The 21,836-nt window shown below is 38.3% G+C and carries 15 protein-coding genes; all 15 read left to right on the forward strand.

The window, feature by feature from the left end:
- The first annotated feature begins 46 nt into the window (after positions 1–46).
- The 15 genes from QR40_RS06180 to QR40_RS06245 all read left to right on the forward strand — a co-directional run bounded on the left by QR40_RS06180 (position 47) and on the right by QR40_RS06245 (position 21,830).
- Positions 47–892: an energy-coupling factor transporter ATPase gene (locus QR40_RS06180; protein ID WP_027296303.1), complete on the forward strand. Its 846-nt coding sequence runs from the start codon at positions 47–49 to the stop codon at positions 890–892.
- Entirely contained in the window at positions 883–1,743 is an 861-nt protein-coding gene (locus QR40_RS06185; RefSeq protein ID WP_044293905.1) for an energy-coupling factor transporter ATPase, read from the forward strand. The genes QR40_RS06180 and QR40_RS06185 overlap by 10 nt, the downstream gene beginning before the upstream one ends.
- A gap of 130 nt (positions 1,744–1,873) precedes the next feature.
- Positions 1,874–2,680, forward strand: a complete 807-nt coding sequence (locus QR40_RS06190) for an energy-coupling factor transporter transmembrane component T family protein (RefSeq protein ID WP_027296305.1) — start codon at positions 1,874–1,876, stop codon at positions 2,678–2,680.
- 110 nt (positions 2,681–2,790) lie between these two features.
- Positions 2,791–3,537 carry a tRNA pseudouridine(38-40) synthase TruA gene (gene truA / locus QR40_RS06195; protein WP_027296306.1) on the forward strand — a complete coding sequence of 249 codons (747 nt, stop codon included), beginning with the start codon at positions 2,791–2,793 and terminating at the stop codon, positions 3,535–3,537.
- A 295-nt stretch (positions 3,538–3,832) separates the two neighbouring features.
- Positions 3,833–4,012, forward strand: coding sequence for a hypothetical protein (locus QR40_RS06200; RefSeq protein WP_044289699.1), 180 nt, complete (start codon positions 3,833–3,835; stop codon positions 4,010–4,012).
- A gap of 141 nt (positions 4,013–4,153) precedes the next feature.
- Entirely contained in the window at positions 4,154–5,146 is a 993-nt protein-coding gene (locus QR40_RS06205; protein ID WP_242858458.1) for a CpaF/VirB11 family protein, read from the forward strand.
- Positions 5,137–6,639 carry a hypothetical protein gene (locus tag QR40_RS06210; RefSeq protein ID WP_052378000.1) on the forward strand — a complete coding sequence of 501 codons (1,503 nt, stop codon included), beginning with the start codon at positions 5,137–5,139 and terminating at the stop codon, positions 6,637–6,639. Before QR40_RS06205 ends, QR40_RS06210 begins: the two co-directional genes overlap by 10 nt.
- A 12-nt stretch (positions 6,640–6,651) precedes the next feature.
- Positions 6,652–6,807, forward strand: coding sequence for a hypothetical protein (locus tag QR40_RS31685; RefSeq protein ID WP_156043044.1), 156 nt, complete (start codon positions 6,652–6,654; stop codon positions 6,805–6,807).
- A 26-nt stretch (positions 6,808–6,833) separates the two neighbouring features.
- Positions 6,834–7,958: a leucine-rich repeat protein gene (locus QR40_RS06215; RefSeq protein WP_044293908.1), complete on the forward strand. Its 1,125-nt coding sequence runs from the start codon at positions 6,834–6,836 to the stop codon at positions 7,956–7,958.
- A 186-nt stretch (positions 7,959–8,144) separates the two neighbouring features.
- Positions 8,145–8,480, forward strand: coding sequence for a hypothetical protein (locus tag QR40_RS06220; RefSeq protein WP_044293910.1), 336 nt, complete (start codon positions 8,145–8,147; stop codon positions 8,478–8,480).
- Positions 8,481–8,491: 11 nt separating this feature from the next.
- Positions 8,492–9,082, forward strand: a complete 591-nt coding sequence (locus QR40_RS06225) for a hypothetical protein (protein ID WP_027296311.1) — start codon at positions 8,492–8,494, stop codon at positions 9,080–9,082.
- 11 nt (positions 9,083–9,093) lie between these two features.
- Entirely contained in the window at positions 9,094–16,245 is a 7,152-nt protein-coding gene (locus QR40_RS06230) for a leucine-rich repeat protein (RefSeq protein WP_160295777.1), read from the forward strand.
- 231 nt (positions 16,246–16,476) lie between these two features.
- Entirely contained in the window at positions 16,477–16,953 is a 477-nt protein-coding gene (gene tnpA / locus QR40_RS06235; protein WP_027292570.1) for an IS200/IS605 family transposase, read from the forward strand.
- Positions 16,954–17,207: 254 nt separating this feature from the next.
- Positions 17,208–21,251 (forward strand): fibro-slime domain-containing protein, encoded by a 4,044-nt coding sequence (locus QR40_RS06240; RefSeq protein ID WP_044293913.1) that lies wholly within the window; start codon positions 17,208–17,210, stop codon positions 21,249–21,251.
- A 12-nt stretch (positions 21,252–21,263) separates the two neighbouring features.
- On the forward strand, positions 21,264–21,830 hold the full coding sequence (locus QR40_RS06245) for a SipW-dependent-type signal peptide-containing protein (RefSeq protein WP_044293914.1): 567 nt from the start codon (positions 21,264–21,266) through the stop codon (positions 21,828–21,830).
- Positions 21,831–21,836 lie beyond the last annotated feature (6 nt).

Below are 21,836 nucleotides of genomic sequence, written 5' to 3' on the forward strand. Positions count from 1 at the left end.
TACAAAGATTATAATTGTTAACGATTAAACTAAAACAGGTGACAATATGGGAATTATAAAAGCAAGTAAGCTTGTATATGAATATTTTAAATATGGGGAAGACGGAAATGTAGAATCTACCCAAAGAGCGATTGATCATGTGGATCTGGATGTGAAAAAAGGGGATTTTATTGCAATATTGGGTCATAATGGCTCTGGAAAGTCTACCCTGGCAAAGCATTTGAACGCGATTCTGATACCTACGGAAGGAACGCTGTATGTGGATGGGATGGATACCCGGGATGATAACAAGGTGTGGGAGATACGGCAGACTGCAGGCATGGTATTCCAGAATCCGGATAATCAGATTATAGGAACGGTAGTGGAAGAAGATGTTGGGTTCGGACCGGAAAATATGGGAGTGGAGTCCAAGGAAATCTGGGAACGGGTTGAGGAGAGTCTGAAAGCAGTCGGCATGTGGGAATATCGGGAAGCATCTCCGAATAAACTTTCCGGCGGACAAAAGCAGCGCGTTGCCATTGCAGGTGTCGTGGCGATGCATCCAAAGTGTATTGTTCTGGATGAGCCAACTGCTATGCTAGACCCAACCGGCAGAAAAGAAGTAATCCGTACCGTAAGAGCTTTAAATCAGGTAGAAGAGGTGACGGTAATTCTGATCACCCACTATATGGAAGAAGTGGTACATGCTGATAAAGTTATTGTGATGGATGAGGGCAGAGTTGTAATGCAGGGAACGCCCAAAGAAATTTTCTCACAGGTGGAAACCCTGAAAAAATATCGTCTGGATGTTCCTCAGGTAACGCTGTTGGCTCATGAGTTAAAAAAGGCAGGTGCAGATCTGCCGGAAGGTATTTTAAGTGTAGATGAGTTGGTGAATGAACTATGTCGATGAAAATAGAAAATTTAAGTTATGTGTACAGTGAAGGTACAGCATTTGAAAAGAAGGCTCTGGATAATATTAATCTGGAGATTCCAGATGAACAGTTTATCGGGATTATCGGTCATACCGGATCAGGTAAATCCACATTGATCCAGCATTTGAATGGCCTTGTTAAAGGGACATCCGGTAAGATCTATTATGACGGGGAAGACATCTATCAGGACGGGTATGATATGCGCAGTCTCAGAAATCAGGTAGGACTGGTTTTCCAGTACCCGGAGCACCAGCTGTTTGAAATTGATGTATTTACCGATGTCTGTTTTGGTCCTAAAAATCAGGGATTGTCAAAGGAAGAGACAGAAGCGAGGGCATTAGAGGCGCTTCAGCAGGTAGGACTTAAGGAGAAGTACTATAAGAAATCTCCATTTGAATTGTCCGGTGGACAAAAGAGAAGAGTGGCTATTGCCGGAATTCTGGCGATGCAGCCGAAAATGTTGATTTTAGACGAGCCTACTGCTGGTCTGGATCCCAAAGGACGGGATGATATTCTGGATCAGATAGCAAAACTCCATAGGGAGAGAAAAATAACGGTTGTTCTGGTATCACATAGTATGGAAGATGTTGCGCGCTATGTGGAGCGTATTATCGTTATGAACAAAGGAAAAGTCATGTTTGATGACAAGCCAAAGCATGTCTTCCAGCATTATAAAGAGTTAGAAGCAATTGGATTGGCGGCGCCGCAGGTAACTTATGCTGTAAAGGCCCTTGAGAACAAAGGATGGAATATTGATACCAGCGCTACCACGGTAGAAGAGGCAAGGGATGCCATCTTAAAAGCCATGAAAGGCAGAAAAATGCAATAATGCATGGTGAAGATGTTGAAAGGCTGAAAGAAAAATGAGAAATGGAAAGGAAGCCACACTGTGATTCTTTCAACCTGTTTTATTTGTGGCAGTATTGCAGGCGGTCCTGCAATATGCAATGGTTATAAATATGATAAGAGATATTACATTAGGACAATATTATCCGGTGAAATCTCCCATTCACCGTCTTGATCCCAGGACTAAATTAGTCGGTACGATTGTATTTATTGTATCTTTATTTATCGTCCGGTCTTTTATTGCTTATGCATTTGCTGCTGTCTGCCTGGGTGTCGTGATAAAAATGTCTAAAGTACCTTTTAAATTTATGGTAAAAGGTCTGAAGACGATTATGATTCTTCTGATGATCACGGTTGTTTTTAACCTTTTCTTAACAGGCGGAACCCCGGTTTTGACAATATGGAAGTTTACCATTACCCGGGAAGGAATAGAAACGGCAATATTTATGGCGCTGAGGCTGGCATTTTTAATTATAGGATCATCGGTCATGACTTTGACTACAACACCGAACCAGCTGACAGACGGTATGGAAAAGGGGCTCCGTCCCCTGAATAAATTGCATGTACCGGTACATGAAGTAGCGATGATGATGTCTATCGCACTTCGTTTTATCCCGATTTTGTTAGAAGAAACGGATAAAATAATGAAAGCCCAGATGGCCCGGGGCGCTGACTTTGAAAATGGGAATTTGATTCAAAAGGCAAAGAACCTGGTTCCATTGCTTGTCCCGTTATTCATCTCTGCATTTCGAAGAGCGAATGATCTCGCCATGGCTATGGAAGCACGGGGCTATCATGGCGGTGAAGGTAGAACCAAGATGAAGCCGCTGGTTTATAAAAAGCAGGATTATGCAGCGTATATCTGCCTTTTAGTGTATTTAGCAGGAATGATACTGATAAAATTATATGTAAAAATGTAAACAGCAGGAATGGATTTCAGGGATTAAAATATAATCAGTTGATTTCAAAGAAAAACAATTTGATACTATATTGAGAGTTTGGATATGAAATAAAAGTAGGTGCATGGAACATGAAGCGAGTAAAATTAGTGGTTGCGTATGACGGCACAAATTATTGCGGCTGGCAGGTACAACCCAATGGGAATACGATAGAGGATGAATTAAATCATCATCTTTCCGAACTTCTCCAGGAGGAAATTAAGGTAATCGGTGCCAGCAGAACAGATGCCGGAGTACATGCCCTGGGGAATGTAGCTGTTTTTAATACAATGGCAAGAATGCCGGCAGATAAGATTTCTTATGCGATGAATACCAGGCTTCCGTCTGACATCCGTATTCAGGATTCCTGTGAAGTGCCAGAAGATTTTCATCCGCGTTTCTGCAACACGGTGAAAACATATGAGTATAAAATTTTGAATAAACGGTTTCAGGACCCTATACGCCGCCTGTATTCCCTGTTCTATTATATCCCACTGGATGTGGAGCGTATGCGTAAAGCGGCTGCTTATATGGTAGGGGAGCATGATTTCGCCGGGCTTTGTACCCATAAACCGGAGATAACCAATACGGTAAGAACAATTTATTCACTGGATATTGAAAAGAATGATGATCTGATTACAATCCGGGTTCGAGGGAATGGATTTTTGTACAATATGATAAGAATAATCGCAGGTACCTTAATCCGGGTAGGAAATGGCAGCTTTGAACCAGAGTATGTATTGGATATTCTGGAAGGTAAGGACCGGAAAAAAGCAGGTGAGACAGCAAGGCCGGAAGGATTGACTCTGGTAAAAATAGAATATACAGACAAAGAGTGATGTTTTAATAATATTAAAAACATCACTCTTTTTTATTGACAAAATAAATATATTATGTTAAAGTGTGGATATACATCTAAATGATATAAATTCTGGCATATCGCCAAAGGTTTTCCCTATTTTGTAACAAGAAGGATTTTTAACGCAAATAACAGCAGTAATCATTATAGAAACAAGCGATAACACTTGTTGTTTTAATAGTGTGATAAATCGCACAATTATAAACGAAGCTAGAATAGTCTCTGATTTTTATAGGGATTTTCTATATAAAAATATGGAAAGGAGGAATATGCCTATGAAAGCATTTCTGGAGGAATATGGTATTATCATTATCGTTGCAATTATTGCGCTGATTATGGTATTACTGGCAACGCCACTGGGACATTACATCGGTGAAGCAGTCGCTGCCACCGTCACAAATTTCATTACCAAATCTGGTATCTCAAGCCCCCCTCAAATAACAATGCCCTGGTAGTACAATTAATTGCAGGGACCGTCTCAGATCCCTGCATAACAAGGAAAGAAAGGAGGAAGCAGTATTAATAATACAGTTGATTTTTGGACCTTTAAAGAAGAAAATTATGGACCTTTCTTAAAGTATGTTAAAGATGACCTGGTGACAGACATCAATTATAATGGCAGGGATACCTGGATAGATCACCTGGAAAAGGGGCGTTTTCTTGCAGAGGACATCGAAGTTACATCAGATTTTATCAATCAGTTCAGTATGCGTCTGTCCAATGCGGTCAGCGCAAATTTCAATAAAAATGAAAATCTGCTGGAGGCAGAGACGAAAACTCTGCGGATATCAATAATACACGAAAGTGTAGCCAGTACTGGCCGCTCTGTATCAATCCGTAAAACAGATCCCTGCAGACGGCTGACAGAGTCGTTGATGCAGAAAACAGGATATTGTTCGGGAGAGATGATGGCATTTTTAGAAAATGCCGTAAAAGCTCATATGAATATTATTATGTGTGGACTTCCGGGATCGGGAAAGACGGAATTGCTGAAATATCTGACCGGGTTTGTACCTGCGAATGAAAGAGTAATCACGATTGAGGATAATCTGGAAATTCATTATGCAGATATTAATCCAGGCAAGGATGCGGTGGAACTAAAAGTAAATGAAAAATTGTTTGATTATACCAAGGCAATAAAAGCATGTCTGCGCCAAAATCCAAAGTGGATTATGTTGTCAGAGGCCAGATCGGCGGAAGTGAAATATTTGTTGGAAGCAATGAGTACGGGTACCCATTGTCTGACCACGCTGCATACAGATGATGTTCGCAAAGTGCCTGATAGAATTCAGAATATGATGAAAGATTCCCTGGCTGCGAACCGCATGGAAAACGACATATACTCATTTGTGAATGTGGGTGTTTTATTAAAAAAGCGAATGAATCATGTAGGAGTGATACAGAGATATATCGAACAAATCTGTATCTATAACAGGAATGAAGTTAGAGGGGTGAATGAAATTATGGTGCTTGCTGAAAATGGCGAAATGACAAGTCGTAAACTTCCTCATAATATTGAGAGAAAATTTACACAGGATAATATCGAAGATCCCTTCCGGGTACGAGGGAGGTATGAACATTGGAAGTGAGTGCGAAAAGAAAACCGGGTATTTGTAACTGGCTCAGCCCCCAAAATTTAGTGTATGAAGTAAACAGGTATGGGTATCATTTTTCCCTGTTGGGTTTTTGGAAATTTTATCTGCTGGCGCTCGTCAGTATTTTTATCATAAGTATGATTTATCAATTACAATTGCCTTATATTCTGGCTGTATCAATTTTTTCTCTTTTTCTCTCCCCTTTTATTATTTTAAATACGTATAAGAATATGTATCAGCAGAAGCGATTTCAGGATGTGACAAATTATCTGGAGCAGTTACTGTATTCCTTTCGTAAAGGACCAAAGATTCTCTCGTCTCTCCAGGATACTCTGGCCGTATTTCCTGAAGGCCAGATGCATGACCATATTCTGATGGTTATGGACGCCATTCAGAATAAACCGCTTGAAGAGAGCGGGGATCTATACCGTGATGCATTTTCTGCAATGGAAGAGGCTTACGGATGCCGCAGACTGCGTCAGGCGCATGAATTCTTAATAAAGGTAGAGAGCTTTGGCGGAGAATTCAGCGGAGCAATCGATATTTTACTGGAAGACCGAAGGCTGTGGATAGAAAGAGTATATGAGTTGGAGAAGGACAGAAGTAATCTAAAAGTGAAAATAACCATTTCACTGGCACTTTCATTTCTGATTTGTGGATTGACCATGTTTATGCTCCCAAAGGATTTTCAGACTTTACACAATGGTTTATCACAAGCAGCAACGATGTCGTTGATTATCAGCAATATTATCATCTGGTATATCGGACAGAAGAAACTAAGTGTGGACTGGCTAAACGATCTGGAAGAGAACCGGGAGGAGATCAAGAGATGTTACGATCGTGTAATGAAACATAATCCAAAAAAAGAAAGAAAAAAGTCCTTTATAATGGCGGGATTCTGCATGATGATAGGTGCATCAGGAATCATACTGCAAAATATCCCGGTAACGATCATTGGAGCATCAGCTGTTATTTATGCACTGATGCAGCCGGGGATGGGACTTAAGATGGCTAAAAAAAGAATGGTAAGGGAAGTTGACAAGGCATTTCCGGTATGGATTATGGAGATATCCCTGCTGTTACAAACGGACAATCCGCAGGTGGCGTTAACAAAGTCTGTTGACCGGGCACCTTATGTACTACAGGAAAGCTTACAAAAACTGGTGAGTGAAATGGAAAAAAATCCGGCAGCCATTAATCCGTATCTGGGATTTATGACTGAGTTTGATTTGCCGGATGTTCAGTCTTTCCTTCGTATGTTATATTCCATGTCTGAATCAGGAAGTGAAGACTTTAAAAAGCAGATTATATTTATGGTGGAGCGTAATAACCGGCTTTTGGATAAGTCGGAAAGAATTATAAATGAAGATAAGACAGCGGGGACAGGCATGTTGGTATTGATTCCAATGGTAACGGGATCCCTGAAAATGATGACGGACCTGGGAGTCTTTCTTATGTCTTTACTTAGTTTAACACAGGGAATGTAGAGGAGGTGTCAGATGAAAGCAGTTTTAGAGGAATATGCATATGTCATAATAGCAATTGTTTTGGCGGGACTGATATTAATGTTTTTATATAGTGGCTTGAAAGAAGGTGGATTTTTAGAAGTGCTGGCAAGAAGGTTTTCCAGCATGATAGCTGGGACAGCCATATAATTTCAACTAACGCGGGAGGCATTGGGATGAAAGTTTTTATACAGGAGTATGGGAAAGTGCTGATAATTGCCCTAATTGGTATTATCAGCATGATGATTTTATTGTTTCATGGAGCATTTATGGATATGGTGGATAGTCTTAAGCCTGCGAATCCGGATGTACGGAATGAGTTTACAAGATTGAAACTGGGCAGCCTGTCAAAAAGAGAAAAGCCAAAGTTTGTCTTCTCTTCTCCAGAATTAAGACTTGGGGATAAGATCCTGATCAGAGATCTGGTGGTAAGTGCAACCGATGCTGACGGAAATGATCTGAAAGAGCATATCCGGTATTACCTGGAGGATGGGACACCGGTAACATCTGATTATGAAATCAGGGCAGTTCAGTTTGGGACGATGTCTTTTCGGTTTCGTGCAGAGGATTCCCAGGGGCTTGCTGCAGATAAGAAATTTGCCATAGCAATCGTAAATAATCCGGATAGTCTGGAGGCAGCAAAATTATTGGAAGAATGGGATATTGGACAGGCAGCGGAAACGGTGTCGGCAAGGATTTTTGAGTACGATTATCAGGCTGGCGGCACTTTTACAAAAAGATATGTACTTACCATTAATGGAGAAGGAGCAGCAAAGGCTTATGGAAGTCCAGAACAGATACCATGGTTGAAAAATTATGCAGATAAGATAACGGAATGTGAGATTGCACGTTCTGTCCGAACAGAGGATGTCAGTTATTGGTTTAGTGAATGCTCCAGACTGGAAGTGATTCCGCAGTTCTATGGAGTCCGCAAAATGCAGGGGACTTTTCAAAATTGCAAAGCCATAAAATATGGTTACATCGAAAATACAGTGGAAAATATCAGCCAGGCTTTTAAAGGATGCACCGAAATGACTTCAATGGGACCCATCTTTTCTTCCGTAAGTATTATGGATGAAGCTTTCTCAGGATGTGTAAAGCTGAGGGGAGAATTGTTAATTGAGGCAGATCCGTTAAGCTACCAGGACTGCCTGGAGTTGACGGCAAGCCAGACGGGCGGAGTTTCTTTGAAAATATATGCTGCAAATGAAATCAATAGTTCCACCTTAAAAGAGATGGTAATACAGGAGATTATAAAGTTGAATGGATCTAATGTAAGATATTTGGGTATAAAGGAATAGATCACGTTAAAACACATGCTGGGGATGATATAAAAGAAGGTTTTGGAGATGGAGGCACTTATGAAGGATATCTTAGAAGAATATGGTCAGACAGCCGCAATTGTTATAATTGGATTGTCAATGGTGAAGATTTTGTGGGCTGTGATGGGGGCATTGTCGTACTAAATTAGAGATAAGGGAGAGAATATGAAAGGAATTGTTGAATTTTTTATGATTACCATTACTTTTGCGTTACTTGCAATTTCAGGAACCGCATATATTACGGCATCTATCAATACCGCTAATGCAAGAGACTATCATGCATCTATCATAAATGAGTTGGAAGCCAGTAATTTTAATCAGGAGATAATAGAAAATCTATATACCGATGCGGCAGATAAAGGTTATGTTCTTGAACCAATACTTCCTTATGAAATAGAAGATTATGAAAAAACAGCTGAGGTTGATCTTAATTATAACTACGATATTGGAATTTTAAATATAACAAATGAACAACATTCAATACGTGGTTATGCAAGATAAGGGAGGATTATATGAAAGCGGGAATCATTACATTTATCAGCATCCTGATTTTACTTTTGACAGGAAGCATTATTTATACTGTTTCAGGAAGAAATATCAGAAAATCGGAACTGGAAAAAAGTCTTTCCAATGCAATTGAACAGACAATGAAAGTTAAATATCTGGATCATACGTATCCAATCAGGGATCAGGACGAACTGATTGCAGATTTAACCGGGAATTTATTTGCACAAATAACCAGTGATGCAGATATTGATATTCATATTAAAAATATAGACTTTGAAAATGGTTGTATGGATGTAGAGGCCGTAGAACACTTTAAATATTTTAACGGGAATGAGGGGAAGATCGCAGTAAGGAAAACAGTGATATTTGAGCAGTTTCAGGATCCAAATGACAAGTTCTATCAGGTCAGATTTTTGAATAAGGATGGGTCACTGTTTCGGCAGATACAGGTCTACCATGAGGGGCGCCTGACAGCACCACAACCGGAACCTGCCAATTTGATTCGGTGGGAATTAACAGATGATACTGCATGGGATGGGGATTTCAGCAAAATCGTAGTAACAGGAGACATGACATTTCGTGCGGTATGCAGTTAGGGGATTATATTATGAAAAGAAAACCAGGAAAAATTATTATAGCAGCTACATTAATATTTGCGATGTGTATGCCGGAAACCGCCTACGCAGTCAACAAAAGAGTACCGGAGATATCAGTTGAATCTGTGACAGAGAAGGAAAAGATAATAGAAAAGGAAAATGAAACGCAAACAACAGAGAAAAAGGATAAGGAGGGGGAACAGGATAAGAGGGAACAAGATAAGAGGGAACAAGATAAGAGGGAACAAGATAAGAAGGAACAGACAGGGGATGATGCTCTGAAAATTATTTTTACAGATGAAATAAAGGGAGAATTTGACAAGGGAAAGCTTATCATTACAGGTACTGGAAAGATACCTGATTACGAAAAAGGAAGTTCGCCTCTGAAAGAAGTTATGAAAAATATAACCTCCATACAGGTAGGCGAGGGTATTACAGAAATAGGGAATTATGTGTTTGCTGATTGTGTTAATGCAGAGAAGGTTGAACTTCCGAAAACACTTGTTGCCATAGGTAATTATTCTTTCGCTTATAACGTAGCCCTAAAAGAAATAAATTTTCCTGAAAATGTGGCAGAGATTGGAGCAGGGGCATTTTTTAATGGGATTAACCTCAGCAATACGGAATACCCCATAAGTCTAAAAACAGTAGGCGAAGCAGCTTTTTACAATTGTTATCATAACAAGACATTCACAGATCAGGAAATTAAAATTGGTGCTGAAGCATTCTATTTATGCCGGAATCAAGTTGTTTTTACTCCGGATAAAGCATACTTTTTGGAAAATGGAAGCCGGGTACTATTTGGAAATATATACAAGGCAGCTGCAGATTTGGCAATAAAGCTGGATAGTGAAGAGACTGGGAAAGTTTTATCACAATTGGAGGTGGAATATAATCAGACGTTTGAAACTGTTAATGACTATTTTGACTATCTTATAGAACTTGAGCAATATGGAATAAAAATAAGTTACAGACTGGAAGTACTGCAGAGTGTGAATGAGTCTCATAAGGAAACCGAGTCTGAGTCAGAGAGCGAAACAACAACAGTTACAGAACGCCAGGAAATAGAATCTAATACCGAAACGAATTCAGAAGTAAAATTAGAAGCTGATTCAAAAGCTGATTCAGAATCTCTCTCAGAAGCTGATCCAGAAAACAAAACGCAAACGAACACACAAGCCAATTCGAAACAAACAAAGAGTGAAAAGCAACTTATTCAATTTTCAGAGAACATAAGGGGTGAATTCCTGGATGGAGTACTTACGGTAACCGGGAAAGGAAATCTCCCTGATTTATCAATGTATACCCAAAACCCCATCGATGATATAAAGGCTGAAATTGAAACTATTATTATAGAAGAAGGAATAACTGCTATAGGTGATTTTACATTTCGTAATTGTTTAAATGCAGAGATACTGCGATTGCCGGATTCTTTAAAAGTTATTGGTAAATATGCTTTTGCTGACAATTACTGTCTTTCAAAAGTACGGTTTCCCGGCAATCTTGAAGTTATCAAAGAGGGAGCGTTTAGTAAGAATATTAACCTTCAGGCAGAGAGTTTTCCAGGTTCTATGCAGAAAATAGAAGGATATGCATTTTACAACTGTTTTAAGGTCAGAGAAAAGGATGCAGAAGGTAAAGGAATTAAGATAAATCAAGATGCATTTTTCCAGTATCCAAGCTATGTAAAGCTTGAAATTCAATCATATGGAAAAACAGATTCCAGAGGTAATCGCAACTATGTTGGAAGCCTGTATTACAATGCCCTGCAGATGTCTAAGGAATTACAGGATTCTGAAATTCAGGATATCCTGAAAAAGCGCAGTGATGAATCCGGAAAGAAATACAAAGATCTCAAAAGTTATTATGACGATTACATTAATAAGAATTATCCGGAAGCAAATATCAAATTTAATGTTTCTATTGTAGATAAAAACAATGGTTTAAAAAATGCTATTTCTCCTTTTGCAGCTACAACCAGAAGTGCATCAACACAGGCAGAACTGGAAACTGCAATTAGACAGTCCGGCAGTGGTGATATTATCAATCTTTCCAAAAATATGACATTAAAAAATGTTGTTATCACAAATAAAAATATTACGATTAGGGCAGCCGGCGGCAACCGGACAATCACGCCTGCCAATGGAAACAATGTTACTGCATTTATTATAAATGGTAACAGCAAAGTAACATTTGCAGCAACGGGAACCCATCTGGCATCCAACGGATCCGTGGCAGATAATAAACTATATATCGGTGCAAGTGCGTCAAAAGGGACTGGAAACTGTATCAATTCCAGTAATATCATAGTTCAGGGAACGGCTAGAACTACAATCAACAGTAACGTTCTTGTGCGCAACAGCCGCTATCATACCGTATATGGAGATCCAAATACAACTATAGTATTGAATGGTGGAAGCATTATGAATACGAAAGAGATCACAGCTGTAAACGGCGGTGGAAATACCTTTGGAATTGGATCTTACGGAACCATTCTGATTAAAAATGGCAAAATTTATTGTGAAAGTTCAAATCGGAAAATGCAGTATGGACAGGGCGTCCACTCCAATGGTGGTACGATAGAAGTCACTGGAGGAAGTATTTATAACTGTATCGTTGGTATTGGGGTTAATCATGGAAATGGTGCAAACGGTGGTAATAAAGAGGATGCATATGCTAATTTTAGCGGCGGATATATCTATAATAATGATATTGGTATTCAAATAAATAACTCTATGGCAGACATTAGTTCAGTATATGTTGGATTAACATCATATGCAAATGCGGACACTTATAAAGTTTCCTCTAATGCGTCCTATGGAATATCCATATCCAACAAATCAGAAGTATGGATAGAATCCGCAGGTAGGATTTACCATACAGGGAATGAAGCCATACACAATGAAGGGACATTGGATATTACAAGCAATACAAATGGTAATAGAACTAAAATATGGGGGAATGCATCATATGGTATCCGCAATACACTTACAGGTTATGTATACCTTTATGGTGTCAATATTGATGGCGCTAAGACAGGTATTTTAAATGAGAATACCAAAAAAGATAGCTGTATGATGGAAAATTCACCTTTTTCAACGAAAGGCACGGTGATACAAAATTGTACGTTACGAGGTGTTATGAATAACGGTAATATGGCAATTGTTACAACGGACTATGGTCTGGGCAACCGGGTAGAGATTATTAATAATGGAGGGGGAGATAAAGGTGGTGGAATTTATAATAATACTGGCAGAACCTGCTTGTTAGATGCACAAAGTGGAGATGCAGACTCTATCCGAATTAATTCTAATAAAGGAAATTATGGTGGCGGTATTTATAATGATGGTACAATAACGATGAAGGGCACTGCTTCTGTTTCGGGAAATACAGCATCAGCAAGTGGCGGCGCTATATATAACAATAATAGATTAATTATGAATGGCGGAAGGATATTGAATAATATTGCTGCGACTTACGGCGGCGGTATAATGAATAAAAATACCCTGAATGTTACCGGGGGCGAGATCGGGGGAAACCGGGCAGCTGCTAACAGTGGCGGTGGAATATGTAATGATGGCGGCACCCAGGGAGTTGCTACAGTCTTAACCATATCAAATGGTAAAATATATGGTAATACTTCCAATAAAGGATCCGGAATTGAACAGCATGGTGCATATAATCCCAAAATGACTGTAAAAGGCGGGTGGATATATGGAAATGCTGGCGGCTATGGGATACATAATGACGCCGGAACAGTAGAAGTGAAAGATGGAGCAGGTATGGGATTCTCATCATGGACAAGCAGTACCTCCTTTACACCAAGTAATAATGGAGAGGGAAATATCTATAATAAGGGAAATCTCACCGTTCAGGGAAGTGCAAATGCATGGATTTGTCTAGCTAGTACAACTAATTTTAATATAAATAATGTAGGAATTTGTACGATTAATTCATCAGGAAATTTGCCGGTTATAACAGGGAAGTCCACTCATGCAATAGATAATTCAGGACAAATGTCAATAGAGAAAGTTCTGGTTTTAAATGCACAAGCCGGAATTTACAATAGTAAGAATATAAATATAAATGGTGGAGGAATTTACGGATGCACTGCTTATGGGGTATACAATACAGTTTCCGGAATCGTAAATATGGGGAACGCAGATATCCATGATAATAAAAACTACGGGACGGGGGCAGGGGTTTATAATCTAGGTACCTATACTATGACATCAGGATTTATTCGTAATAATACTTCATCAGGCGGCGGCGGTGTGCAAAACAATGGGATATTCAAATTGAATGGGGGAGAGATTAAAGATAATAGCTCAGGCAGATTAGGCGGAGGTGTCAGGAATGATGGGACATTTACCATGACTGGTGGAGGCATTAATGGAAATACCGCAGCCAACGGAGGCGGCGGAATCTTTAGCGGAAGAAATAATGAACTGACCATATCTGGAGGTACCATTAAAAATAATAAAGTTTCCGCTGGGAATGGCGGCGGAATCTATACCGATACCCATGATACGAAGACATTAAGTCTCACAAATACAACGATAACGGGTAATGCAGCTACAGGAGGTAATGGAGGTGGAATATATTACAATGCCAATGTTACATTAGAAAGTAATAATATTAACAGCAATACAGCAGTGACTGGTGGCGGCATTGTCTTCGGAGGACCTGTGAATACGATGAAATCAGGTTCTATATCTAATAATACAGCCCTTTCCTGGGGTGGAGGTATCCAGGTGTTGTCAGGTAATACACTGGTATTAAATGATGCATCTATTTATGGAAATACTGCTCCCGGTGATGGAGGGATAAACAATGATGGATCAATCCGAATGACTGGGGGAACGATCCATAGTAATAAATGTAAAGCCGGCAATACCGGTGGCGGTATCAGGCTTGGAAATGCTGCTGCATCCTTTACAATGACCGGAGGCAGAATCTATGGAAATAGCGGGTATGGAATTGTTAATATGTTAGGTACTGTAAATTTGGAGAATGCTTCATCTTCCAGTAATGGATGGTCTTTAATCGGATTCGAAAAATTTGAAAATGCATCGGGTGGACTTACTCAGGCACAGGCAGAATCTAAACAAAATTCAATCGGTGCAATTTACAATGCAGACCGATTAAACATTAAAGGCAGGTCACGTATATACAGTGGCGCCACCTATGGAATTTATAACCGTGGTAAATTAAATATGTTTAGCGGTGCAAATTGTACATTATCTGGTAATTCTGATGTTGGAATTTATAATGGAAGCACTGGTACAATGACAATGGGTGAGGAAAATCAGATCTGGCTTGCAAAAACAGGGTTGAAAAACGAAGGAACTGCAACTTTGAACGGTGGCACTATCACAGAAAATACAAAAAGGGGATTAGAGAATGCAGGAACCTTTAATCTATATTCCGGAGGTATCTTACATAACGGCAAAGAAATTACATCCAAATTCTTTCCCAATGGAGTCACCGGAGCTCATGAGATGGGTAATAGTATATATCAAAATGGTATTTTAAATGTAAAGGGAAATCCAAATGTGACACAGGATATATTTTTAACACCGAATCATTTCATTACTGTGGAGAATACGTGCGAAGCGGCTTTTATTACATCCATGAAGGAAGAGGATACTTTTAAAGGCAGAATATTGGCTAACTACAAATTCAATACAGAAAAGCAAACAGGAAAGTATTCTTTGGAGGCTGATACGAAAGAATTCGCAGACGCAAAGGGAATCGTGATTGATGATCAGACCGGTGTAGATAGGGACTATCCGTATCAGGTATTATTGGATGGTAAAAGAGTTCTGATTAATTATCTGCCGAATGGGGGAACAGGGAAGATGGCAGGGGATGTTGTGCCGTTAGAGGCTGATTATACATTGCGGGAGAATGAGTTTGTGTTTAATAGCCATTCATATGCGGGATGGAGTATTAGTCCTTCAGCGTACCCTGGTAATTCTAATTTTAAACCTGGGCAAATAGTAATACCTTCAGACAGCTTTAGAAATAACATGAATCCAGTTAGTAAGAAGACTTTTGAAGTTCAGTCATATAAAGAGAATATATTATCAGTATCATTATTGGCTGAAACATTCGGAAAGCCGGTAGAAAGAGCACTAAATGATGTTGAGTATGACTACCAAGTGGATCTAAATGCTATTTGGGATGAGATGCCTATTGTTGATACTACAATAATGGAATTTTATGAAGGTGAATCTGTAACTAAGAAGCAATTAATGGAGGAAATTTATTACTCGGAACTGGGTGCAACAGACAAAGAGGATGGAGCAAGAGAGAAAAATCAAGAATATTTCCCACACCTTCTTGATGAGAAAGTAAAAATTATAGAAGTTGAGTATTATCCTATACAAAATGGGTATAAACCTAATCCGAGTAAAATTATTTATGATAAGGATATGCCAAATGACTATTTTTTTGATACTTACAATAAAAAGGGAATGGCGTTGAATGAAGAAGTTAACCACAAACTGACATTTCGGGTAGAAGATAGTGCAGGGAATGTTACCAGCAAAATAAGTGTGGTAAGAGTCTTATATAACAATTATCCTATTTTAAAAGTGCCAGAAAATCTTATTATGACGAATGAAGAGCTTAGAATGAACCCATTGACTATTAATGATTTGTTAAGCTATGTAAAAGCAGATGATATCGAAGATGATATGGCTAAAAGACAAGGTCTAACTGATATCGATGGAAATGTAATAAATATCCAAGATAAAGTAAAGATAATCAGTATACAGGATGAATCCAATAAAATAATTCAACCAGAGGAAATTCATGATGTGGGAGAGTATTTTGTTACGTACTCTGTGATGGATCGATTTGGTAAAGAAACGCAAAAGACGATGAAGTTAACCTCTGTAGAACCGGCTGAATTAATTGCTGATAATATTGAATATATAAGATTTATATCTTTACAGTATTTGGATACGTTGGATGAGCACTCAAAATGGGATAAAGAAGAACTTAGAACAATGCTAAAAGATGAAATACCAGTTGAAACTTATAATTTTACTCATGAAAATATACTTAAAATAAAAGAGTTAATGAAAAATTTAAAGAGTAAGCAAGATTTTGAACATGCAATTGAGATTATAAAAAAGCGGTATATGAATAAATAAAAATAGTGATCCTCCCGGCTAAGTTTAGAAGGGGAGGATCTTTTTGTTAGGGCATGGCCCTGTTCTCCATTGAGGAGTTTTTCGTTGATCCGAAAAACGGAACTTTGGAGAACAAATAAACCACCTGCTCTGCGGGTGGTTGGAATAGCTTTAGCGTTGTGTAAAAAACCTCCAATGATATAATAAAAATAGGTTCGCCAACCGTTTTATAAATCAAAGGAGGTAGTCCAAATGGACAATAATAGTTTAGCACACACAAAGTGGAATTGTAAGTACCATATAGTTTTTGCACCGAAATATAGAAGAAAAATTATATATGGCGAGTTGAAAAAGGATATTGCAAATATCTTAAGTATGTTATGCAAGCGCAAAGAAGTGCATATTGTGGAGGCAGAAATCTGTCCAGATCATGTTCATATGTTAGTAGAAATACCGCCAAAGATAAGTGTGTCAGATTTTGTAGGGTATTTAAAGGGAAAAAGTACCTTAATGATATATGAGAGACATGCTAATCTCAAATATAAGTATGGAAATAGACACTTTTGGTGCAGAGGATACTATGTAGATACAGTAGGAAAAAATGCAAAAAAAATAGAAGAGTATATTCGGAATCAACTAAAGGAAGATTTGGAATATGATCAAATGTCTTTGAAGGAGTATATTGACCCGTTTACGGGTGAGCCAGTAAACAAAAGCAAAAAGAAATAAGCCCAAGGGGCTTAGCAGGTAACTGACGTTGCGGCTGGCGAACCTTTCGATGAGTCTTTAGACTCCAGTACCGGAAACGAGCCCTTATAGGGCGGAAAACAAACCACCGGCTAAGCCGGTGGTACTGATTGGAAAAATGTTTGCTGTGACCAGTCTGTGACTTGATTTTGATATAGTAAATCTATAAAACGAAGAATTAACGGGATAAGTTGATATTTGAAAGAGAATAGATAGTATATCAGAGGAGGATCCACATGAAGACAAGAATGAAAAAAAGATTAACCGCAATCCTTTTATGTATGGCCATGATCGTGACTACATTAGGTTCCAATGGAGTAGTACTGGCGGCGGATAATACTGATCATACAGAAGTCCCGGGGACGGCAGCAGAGGCTGAACAGGTCAACGAAGTAAGCCCGGCAGCAGAGACGATTGAAAGTGAAGCGGCTGCTGCTCAGACGGAACCTGTCGTAATGACAGAGATTCAAACAGAAGCTGCAGCAGTACCGGAAACGGAAATGAATTCCGAAGCAGGAACTGAAAATATTCCGGAGACAGAGATGTCCAGCGAAACAGAAGCAGAGAGCCAGGAAGAAATGCAATCCGAAATGACATCGGAGACAACAGAAACTGCTTCAACAGAAACAGAAAGCAGACCGGAAGAAATGCAGTCAAAATATCTTTTTGAAAATGAAGAGATGACAGCAGTAGTAGAATTGATGAATTCGGATACAGTTCCAGCGGATGCGGTGTTAGAGGTAAAGCCAATCTTAAATAAAATGATTTCAGATAACAGCCCTGAAACAGATAAAGCTGAAAAAGCAGAGTATGACAAAATTAATACTTTATTAAATGAAAAAGCGGAAAAAGAAGCAGCACCAATCGATGGATTTAATGCTTATGCAATTCAGTTTGAAAAAGATGGTGTGATCTATCCGGTCAAAGATGAAATGAAAGTTTCCATTAATTTTAAAAACGCAGTTCTTCCTGAAACCTTCAGAACGGAAGAAATAAATTTAAAAGCGGTTCAGGCGCAGGTATTAAAGTTTACGGCAGATGAAAATGAAGCTGGAAAAACAAATGTAATTGATTTGAAAGAAAAAACAACAGTTTTAAATTGTAATTCCGATTTTGCAGTTAATGAAGTAGCATTTGAATCAGATAATGTAAGCCAGTTCGCAATTGCTTGGAATGGTGAGGATACAACAACAGAATATACATACGATGATGACCAGGTGACGGTAAAGGCTGTTTTAAGTGAAGCGGGGATACTTCCCAGAGGAGCAGAACTGAAAGTTGTCCCGGTAGTAGACAAAGAGGAACTGGATAGAGTAGAGAGCCTGTTAAATAACAATGCAAAAGCAGAAGATGATACAATAACAGGATTTCTGGCATATGATATTAGTTTTGTAAAAGATGGTGTTGAGGTGGAACCTTCCGGTGAAGTGGCAGTGACTATGGATTTTAAAGAAGGAGTCAAACCGGAAAAAACAACAAAGAGTAATGCTGAAAAAGCAGAAAACAATGCAGAACAGAATGTTACGGTATACCATTTTAATGAAAATGGCAATCAGGATATAAATGTTGAAGAAATTAAACATGCCTCAGTAGATGTTAATAATAAAGCTGAAGTGGTAACAACCAATTTTCAAGTTAACAGTTTCTCAATATTTACGTTAGTTTGGAAAAATACTGCTGGTTCGGGTCAAGCGAATACAACGCAGAGTTTGAAAATTCACATTGTTGATAAAAAGGGAAATGATTTAATGAATGAACCTATTAGTTTTCAACATAAGACAGCAGTATCCTGGCCACAGGCTTCACCCAGTCAAATCAGTGAATGGATTCAGAGTGAAGATATGGATAATCATAAGACACTTGAAAATAAATCTTTTTGTCGTGCATATATGACTTCTGATTCATGGGGGGGACAAAAAGATGTCAGCAATGTAATGCTCTGGAAAAATGAAAGTAACAACGGATGGCAGGTAAAGTGGAGTTCAAATGACGAAGCATACAATGTGCAGCCAGGCGATGAATTATATTTTGAATATACTGACAATCTTAAAACAGTTGATACCATCGACAGCAATAGCAAGGGCATTGAATTGAATATGTTTAACTATAGCGTTGATAAGCATCAGTTCTCGGGCGGGGAATGGAATGAAACTGCTGCCGGCCGCGGTGTTAAACAGGGGATGGTCCAGAATAAATTAGATGCAGATGGCTATCCTGTGTTTAGTAAAGAGTTTGGTCAGGCAATTAAAAAGTCTGAAAGTAATAAGGATCTCAGAGGAACTACTTTAAAAGAATGGTTTAATCCACAGGGGAGCTACACCACTCAGGCAAATGCAAACCATTTATTTTTACAAAGTGTATATGATGAGAGTAAGTACTTTTACTATAGCAGTTTTGATAATTATGCTTATTTAAATCAGACAGGTGATAATGCAGGTAATTTTACTGTTTATCAACAGATTGGAACACCGGATAATGCAAATCAATTATATTATCAGCGTGGTAACTTTATGCCGTACAATAATATAGCAAATGGAAAACTTAGTAAAAATAAAAATTACTACGACGAACAGGGTAACCCATTAGACAAAAATGATTCCCGGTATGGAGAAGAATTATATCTTACCCAGGGAAAAACGTATCACTTTGGCATGAATATGAGCGCTTCCTTTGCACAGCCGCAAAATGGAATGGTAGATGGAAGTCCAATGGTTTTTGAATTTAACGGCGATGATGATATGTGGGTTTTCATCGATGGCGTTCTGGTGTTAGATATTGGCGGTTGTCATGATGCCCGCAGCGGAAGCATTAATTTCAAAACAGGAGATGTAAAGGTTCAGGGAGTTGCAGATACAAATATAAAAGCTTTATTTCAGAAAGCAAAGGCAGATACCTCTAAATTTGTAGAAGGCGGGAACTATTTTAAAAACTATACAGCTCATGAAATTAAGATATTCTATATGGAGCGTGGTGCAGGAGCATCTAACTGTAAGTTGAAATTCAATATTCCGGCAGTTCCTAAGGGAAGTGTAAATGTTACAAAAGAAATTGGTAATATAAATGAAGGATCATTCAGTGATGTAAACTTTAACTTTAAACTTTATGTAGAAGATGAAAATGGAGATGTAACGCGCGATAATGATAATACAAAGTATAGCTTGGTTACAAATGGGGCATATACACTTATTGATGGAAGTAAGATAAAAGAAATGAAGACTGACCTTAATGGCAGTTTTACTTTAAAACATGGTCAGACAGCTCAGTTTACCCAGTTTGATATGGGCAAAAAGTATTTTGTGGAAGAAACGGATGTTATTCAGAGCCAGTATGATGAATTTGAAGTGAATGGTGTAAAGTTAACGACAGAGAATGGTTCTATAATTGAAGGAGACGAAGGATCAGATAAATATATTGTCAGAAGTCAGGCTTTGCTGGTTGGAACGGACCTTACCGTTAACTTTCAAAACTTCTGTACAGGAGATAACCTGCAGGATCTGGTAATTGAAAAAGTGTTAACTTCAGGATCTTCAGAAGATATTTATGAATTGACGGTTACTGTCGGAGGTCATTTATTTGAAGGTGAATTTATTCGAAATGAAGCAAAAGAAGATGAAAACCGTGAGCAGGCAGTCAAAGGAAAGATATATGTAAAAGCAGGTGATAAAATCAGGATTCCCAAGATTCCGTCAGGAACCAGTTTTGAAGTAAAGGAATCTAATTTAGATGAACTCAATCAGGCATTTACAAAATATGATAAAGAAAACTATAAAGTAGTAAATGCAGAAGTTCTGGCGACTGATGAAAAAGCTTCCGGAAAATTATTGTTTAAAAAGAATGCAGAAGTTATTGTTACGAATACCTTGCTGTTAGGAAATTTGACAATTAAAAAGACTATAGATTCTGTAAATTATGACAATGGTGATCCGATTTTTACATTCCAAATTAAACATTTAGAAACGGGAAAAGTGTTTGAATATACAATGCGTTTTAAAAAAGATGAAGCGTTAACACAGACAAAAACCTTTGAACTTTTACCCCTTGGAAATTATGAAATAACTGAGTTAGAAACGATTAGATATGAATGTGTAGGTGGAAATGTAAAACAAACAGAATTAAAGAAAACTGCATTAAATCAGACTGTAGCATTTAAAAATATTCGTACGAATCCGGATAACTATTCCCATACAGATGTGGTAATTAATAAATTTACTATGGACGAAAATGGTAATATTGTAATTACTCCGGATCAGTTGGGAAAGTCAGAAAATAAAGAAAATTAAGGAGTGGATAAGATGAATCGATTTATAAAAAATAAAAAAGCATTGATGGCCACTCTGGTTATGGTATGTGTGGCAGCAATAGGTATTACCGGTATGACAATTGCGTTATACTCAGATGTTACTACGGTAAAAGAAAATTCTTTTACCGTAGGTAATGTGACAACTGATATTGAAGAAAACATTGTTGCATCAGAAGGTATTAAAGAGCCTACAGTGAGAAACACAGGTAAAAATGCATGCATTATTCGTATGAGAATGACTATATCTCCTCAGAGTGCAGAGAGTAATGTAGGTGTCTCTGGCGGAAGCAAAGATGTATTGTGGATTTATAATGAAAAAGATGGGTTTTATTATTATAATGCTGTTGTTCAGCCGGGAGAAAGCACACAGGCATTATTCAGTAAATATGAAATAAAAGATCCGGCAAAGTTTGAACCATTTGATATGACATTATACCAGGAAGCGGTGCAGGCAGAAGCTGTTAATGATGCAGGAGATGTAATTTCTGCATTAGACAAAAATGGGAATTTTAATGTGGAATCAGCAAATAAAATATGGAAGATTTATAGTGCTGAATAAAGTATA

The sequence above is a fragment of the Robinsoniella peoriensis genome (assembly GCF_000797495.1).
In the GTDB taxonomy this organism is placed as follows: Bacteria; Bacillota; Clostridia; order Lachnospirales; family Lachnospiraceae; genus Robinsoniella; species Robinsoniella peoriensis.

What these genes read in the sequence shown, in the direction of transcription:
- truA (WP_027296306.1), top strand. Translation starts at nt 2,791, where the DNA reads ATGAAGCGAGTAAAATTAGTGGTTGCGTATGACGGCACAAATTATTGC.
- QR40_RS06200 (WP_044289699.1), top strand. Translation starts at nt 3,833, where the DNA reads ATGAAAGCATTTCTGGAGGAATATGGTATTATCATTATCGTTGCAATT.
- QR40_RS06190 (WP_027296305.1), top strand. Translation starts at nt 1,874, where the DNA reads ATGATAAGAGATATTACATTAGGACAATATTATCCGGTGAAATCTCCC.
- QR40_RS06220 (WP_044293910.1), top strand. Translation starts at nt 8,145, where the DNA reads ATGAAAGGAATTGTTGAATTTTTTATGATTACCATTACTTTTGCGTTA.
- QR40_RS06215 (WP_044293908.1), top strand. Translation starts at nt 6,834, where the DNA reads ATGAAAGTTTTTATACAGGAGTATGGGAAAGTGCTGATAATTGCCCTA.
- tnpA (WP_027292570.1), top strand. Translation starts at nt 16,477, where the DNA reads ATGGACAATAATAGTTTAGCACACACAAAGTGGAATTGTAAGTACCAT.
- QR40_RS06225 (WP_027296311.1), top strand. Translation starts at nt 8,492, where the DNA reads ATGAAAGCGGGAATCATTACATTTATCAGCATCCTGATTTTACTTTTG.
- QR40_RS06185 (WP_044293905.1), top strand. Translation starts at nt 883, where the DNA reads ATGTCGATGAAAATAGAAAATTTAAGTTATGTGTACAGTGAAGGTACA.
- QR40_RS06245 (WP_044293914.1), top strand. Translation starts at nt 21,264, where the DNA reads ATGAATCGATTTATAAAAAATAAAAAAGCATTGATGGCCACTCTGGTT.
- QR40_RS31685 (WP_156043044.1), top strand. Translation starts at nt 6,652, where the DNA reads ATGAAAGCAGTTTTAGAGGAATATGCATATGTCATAATAGCAATTGTT.
- QR40_RS06230 (WP_160295777.1), top strand. Translation starts at nt 9,094, where the DNA reads ATGAAAAGAAAACCAGGAAAAATTATTATAGCAGCTACATTAATATTT.
- QR40_RS06240 (WP_044293913.1), top strand. Translation starts at nt 17,208, where the DNA reads ATGAAGACAAGAATGAAAAAAAGATTAACCGCAATCCTTTTATGTATG.
- QR40_RS06180 (WP_027296303.1), top strand. Translation starts at nt 47, where the DNA reads ATGGGAATTATAAAAGCAAGTAAGCTTGTATATGAATATTTTAAATAT.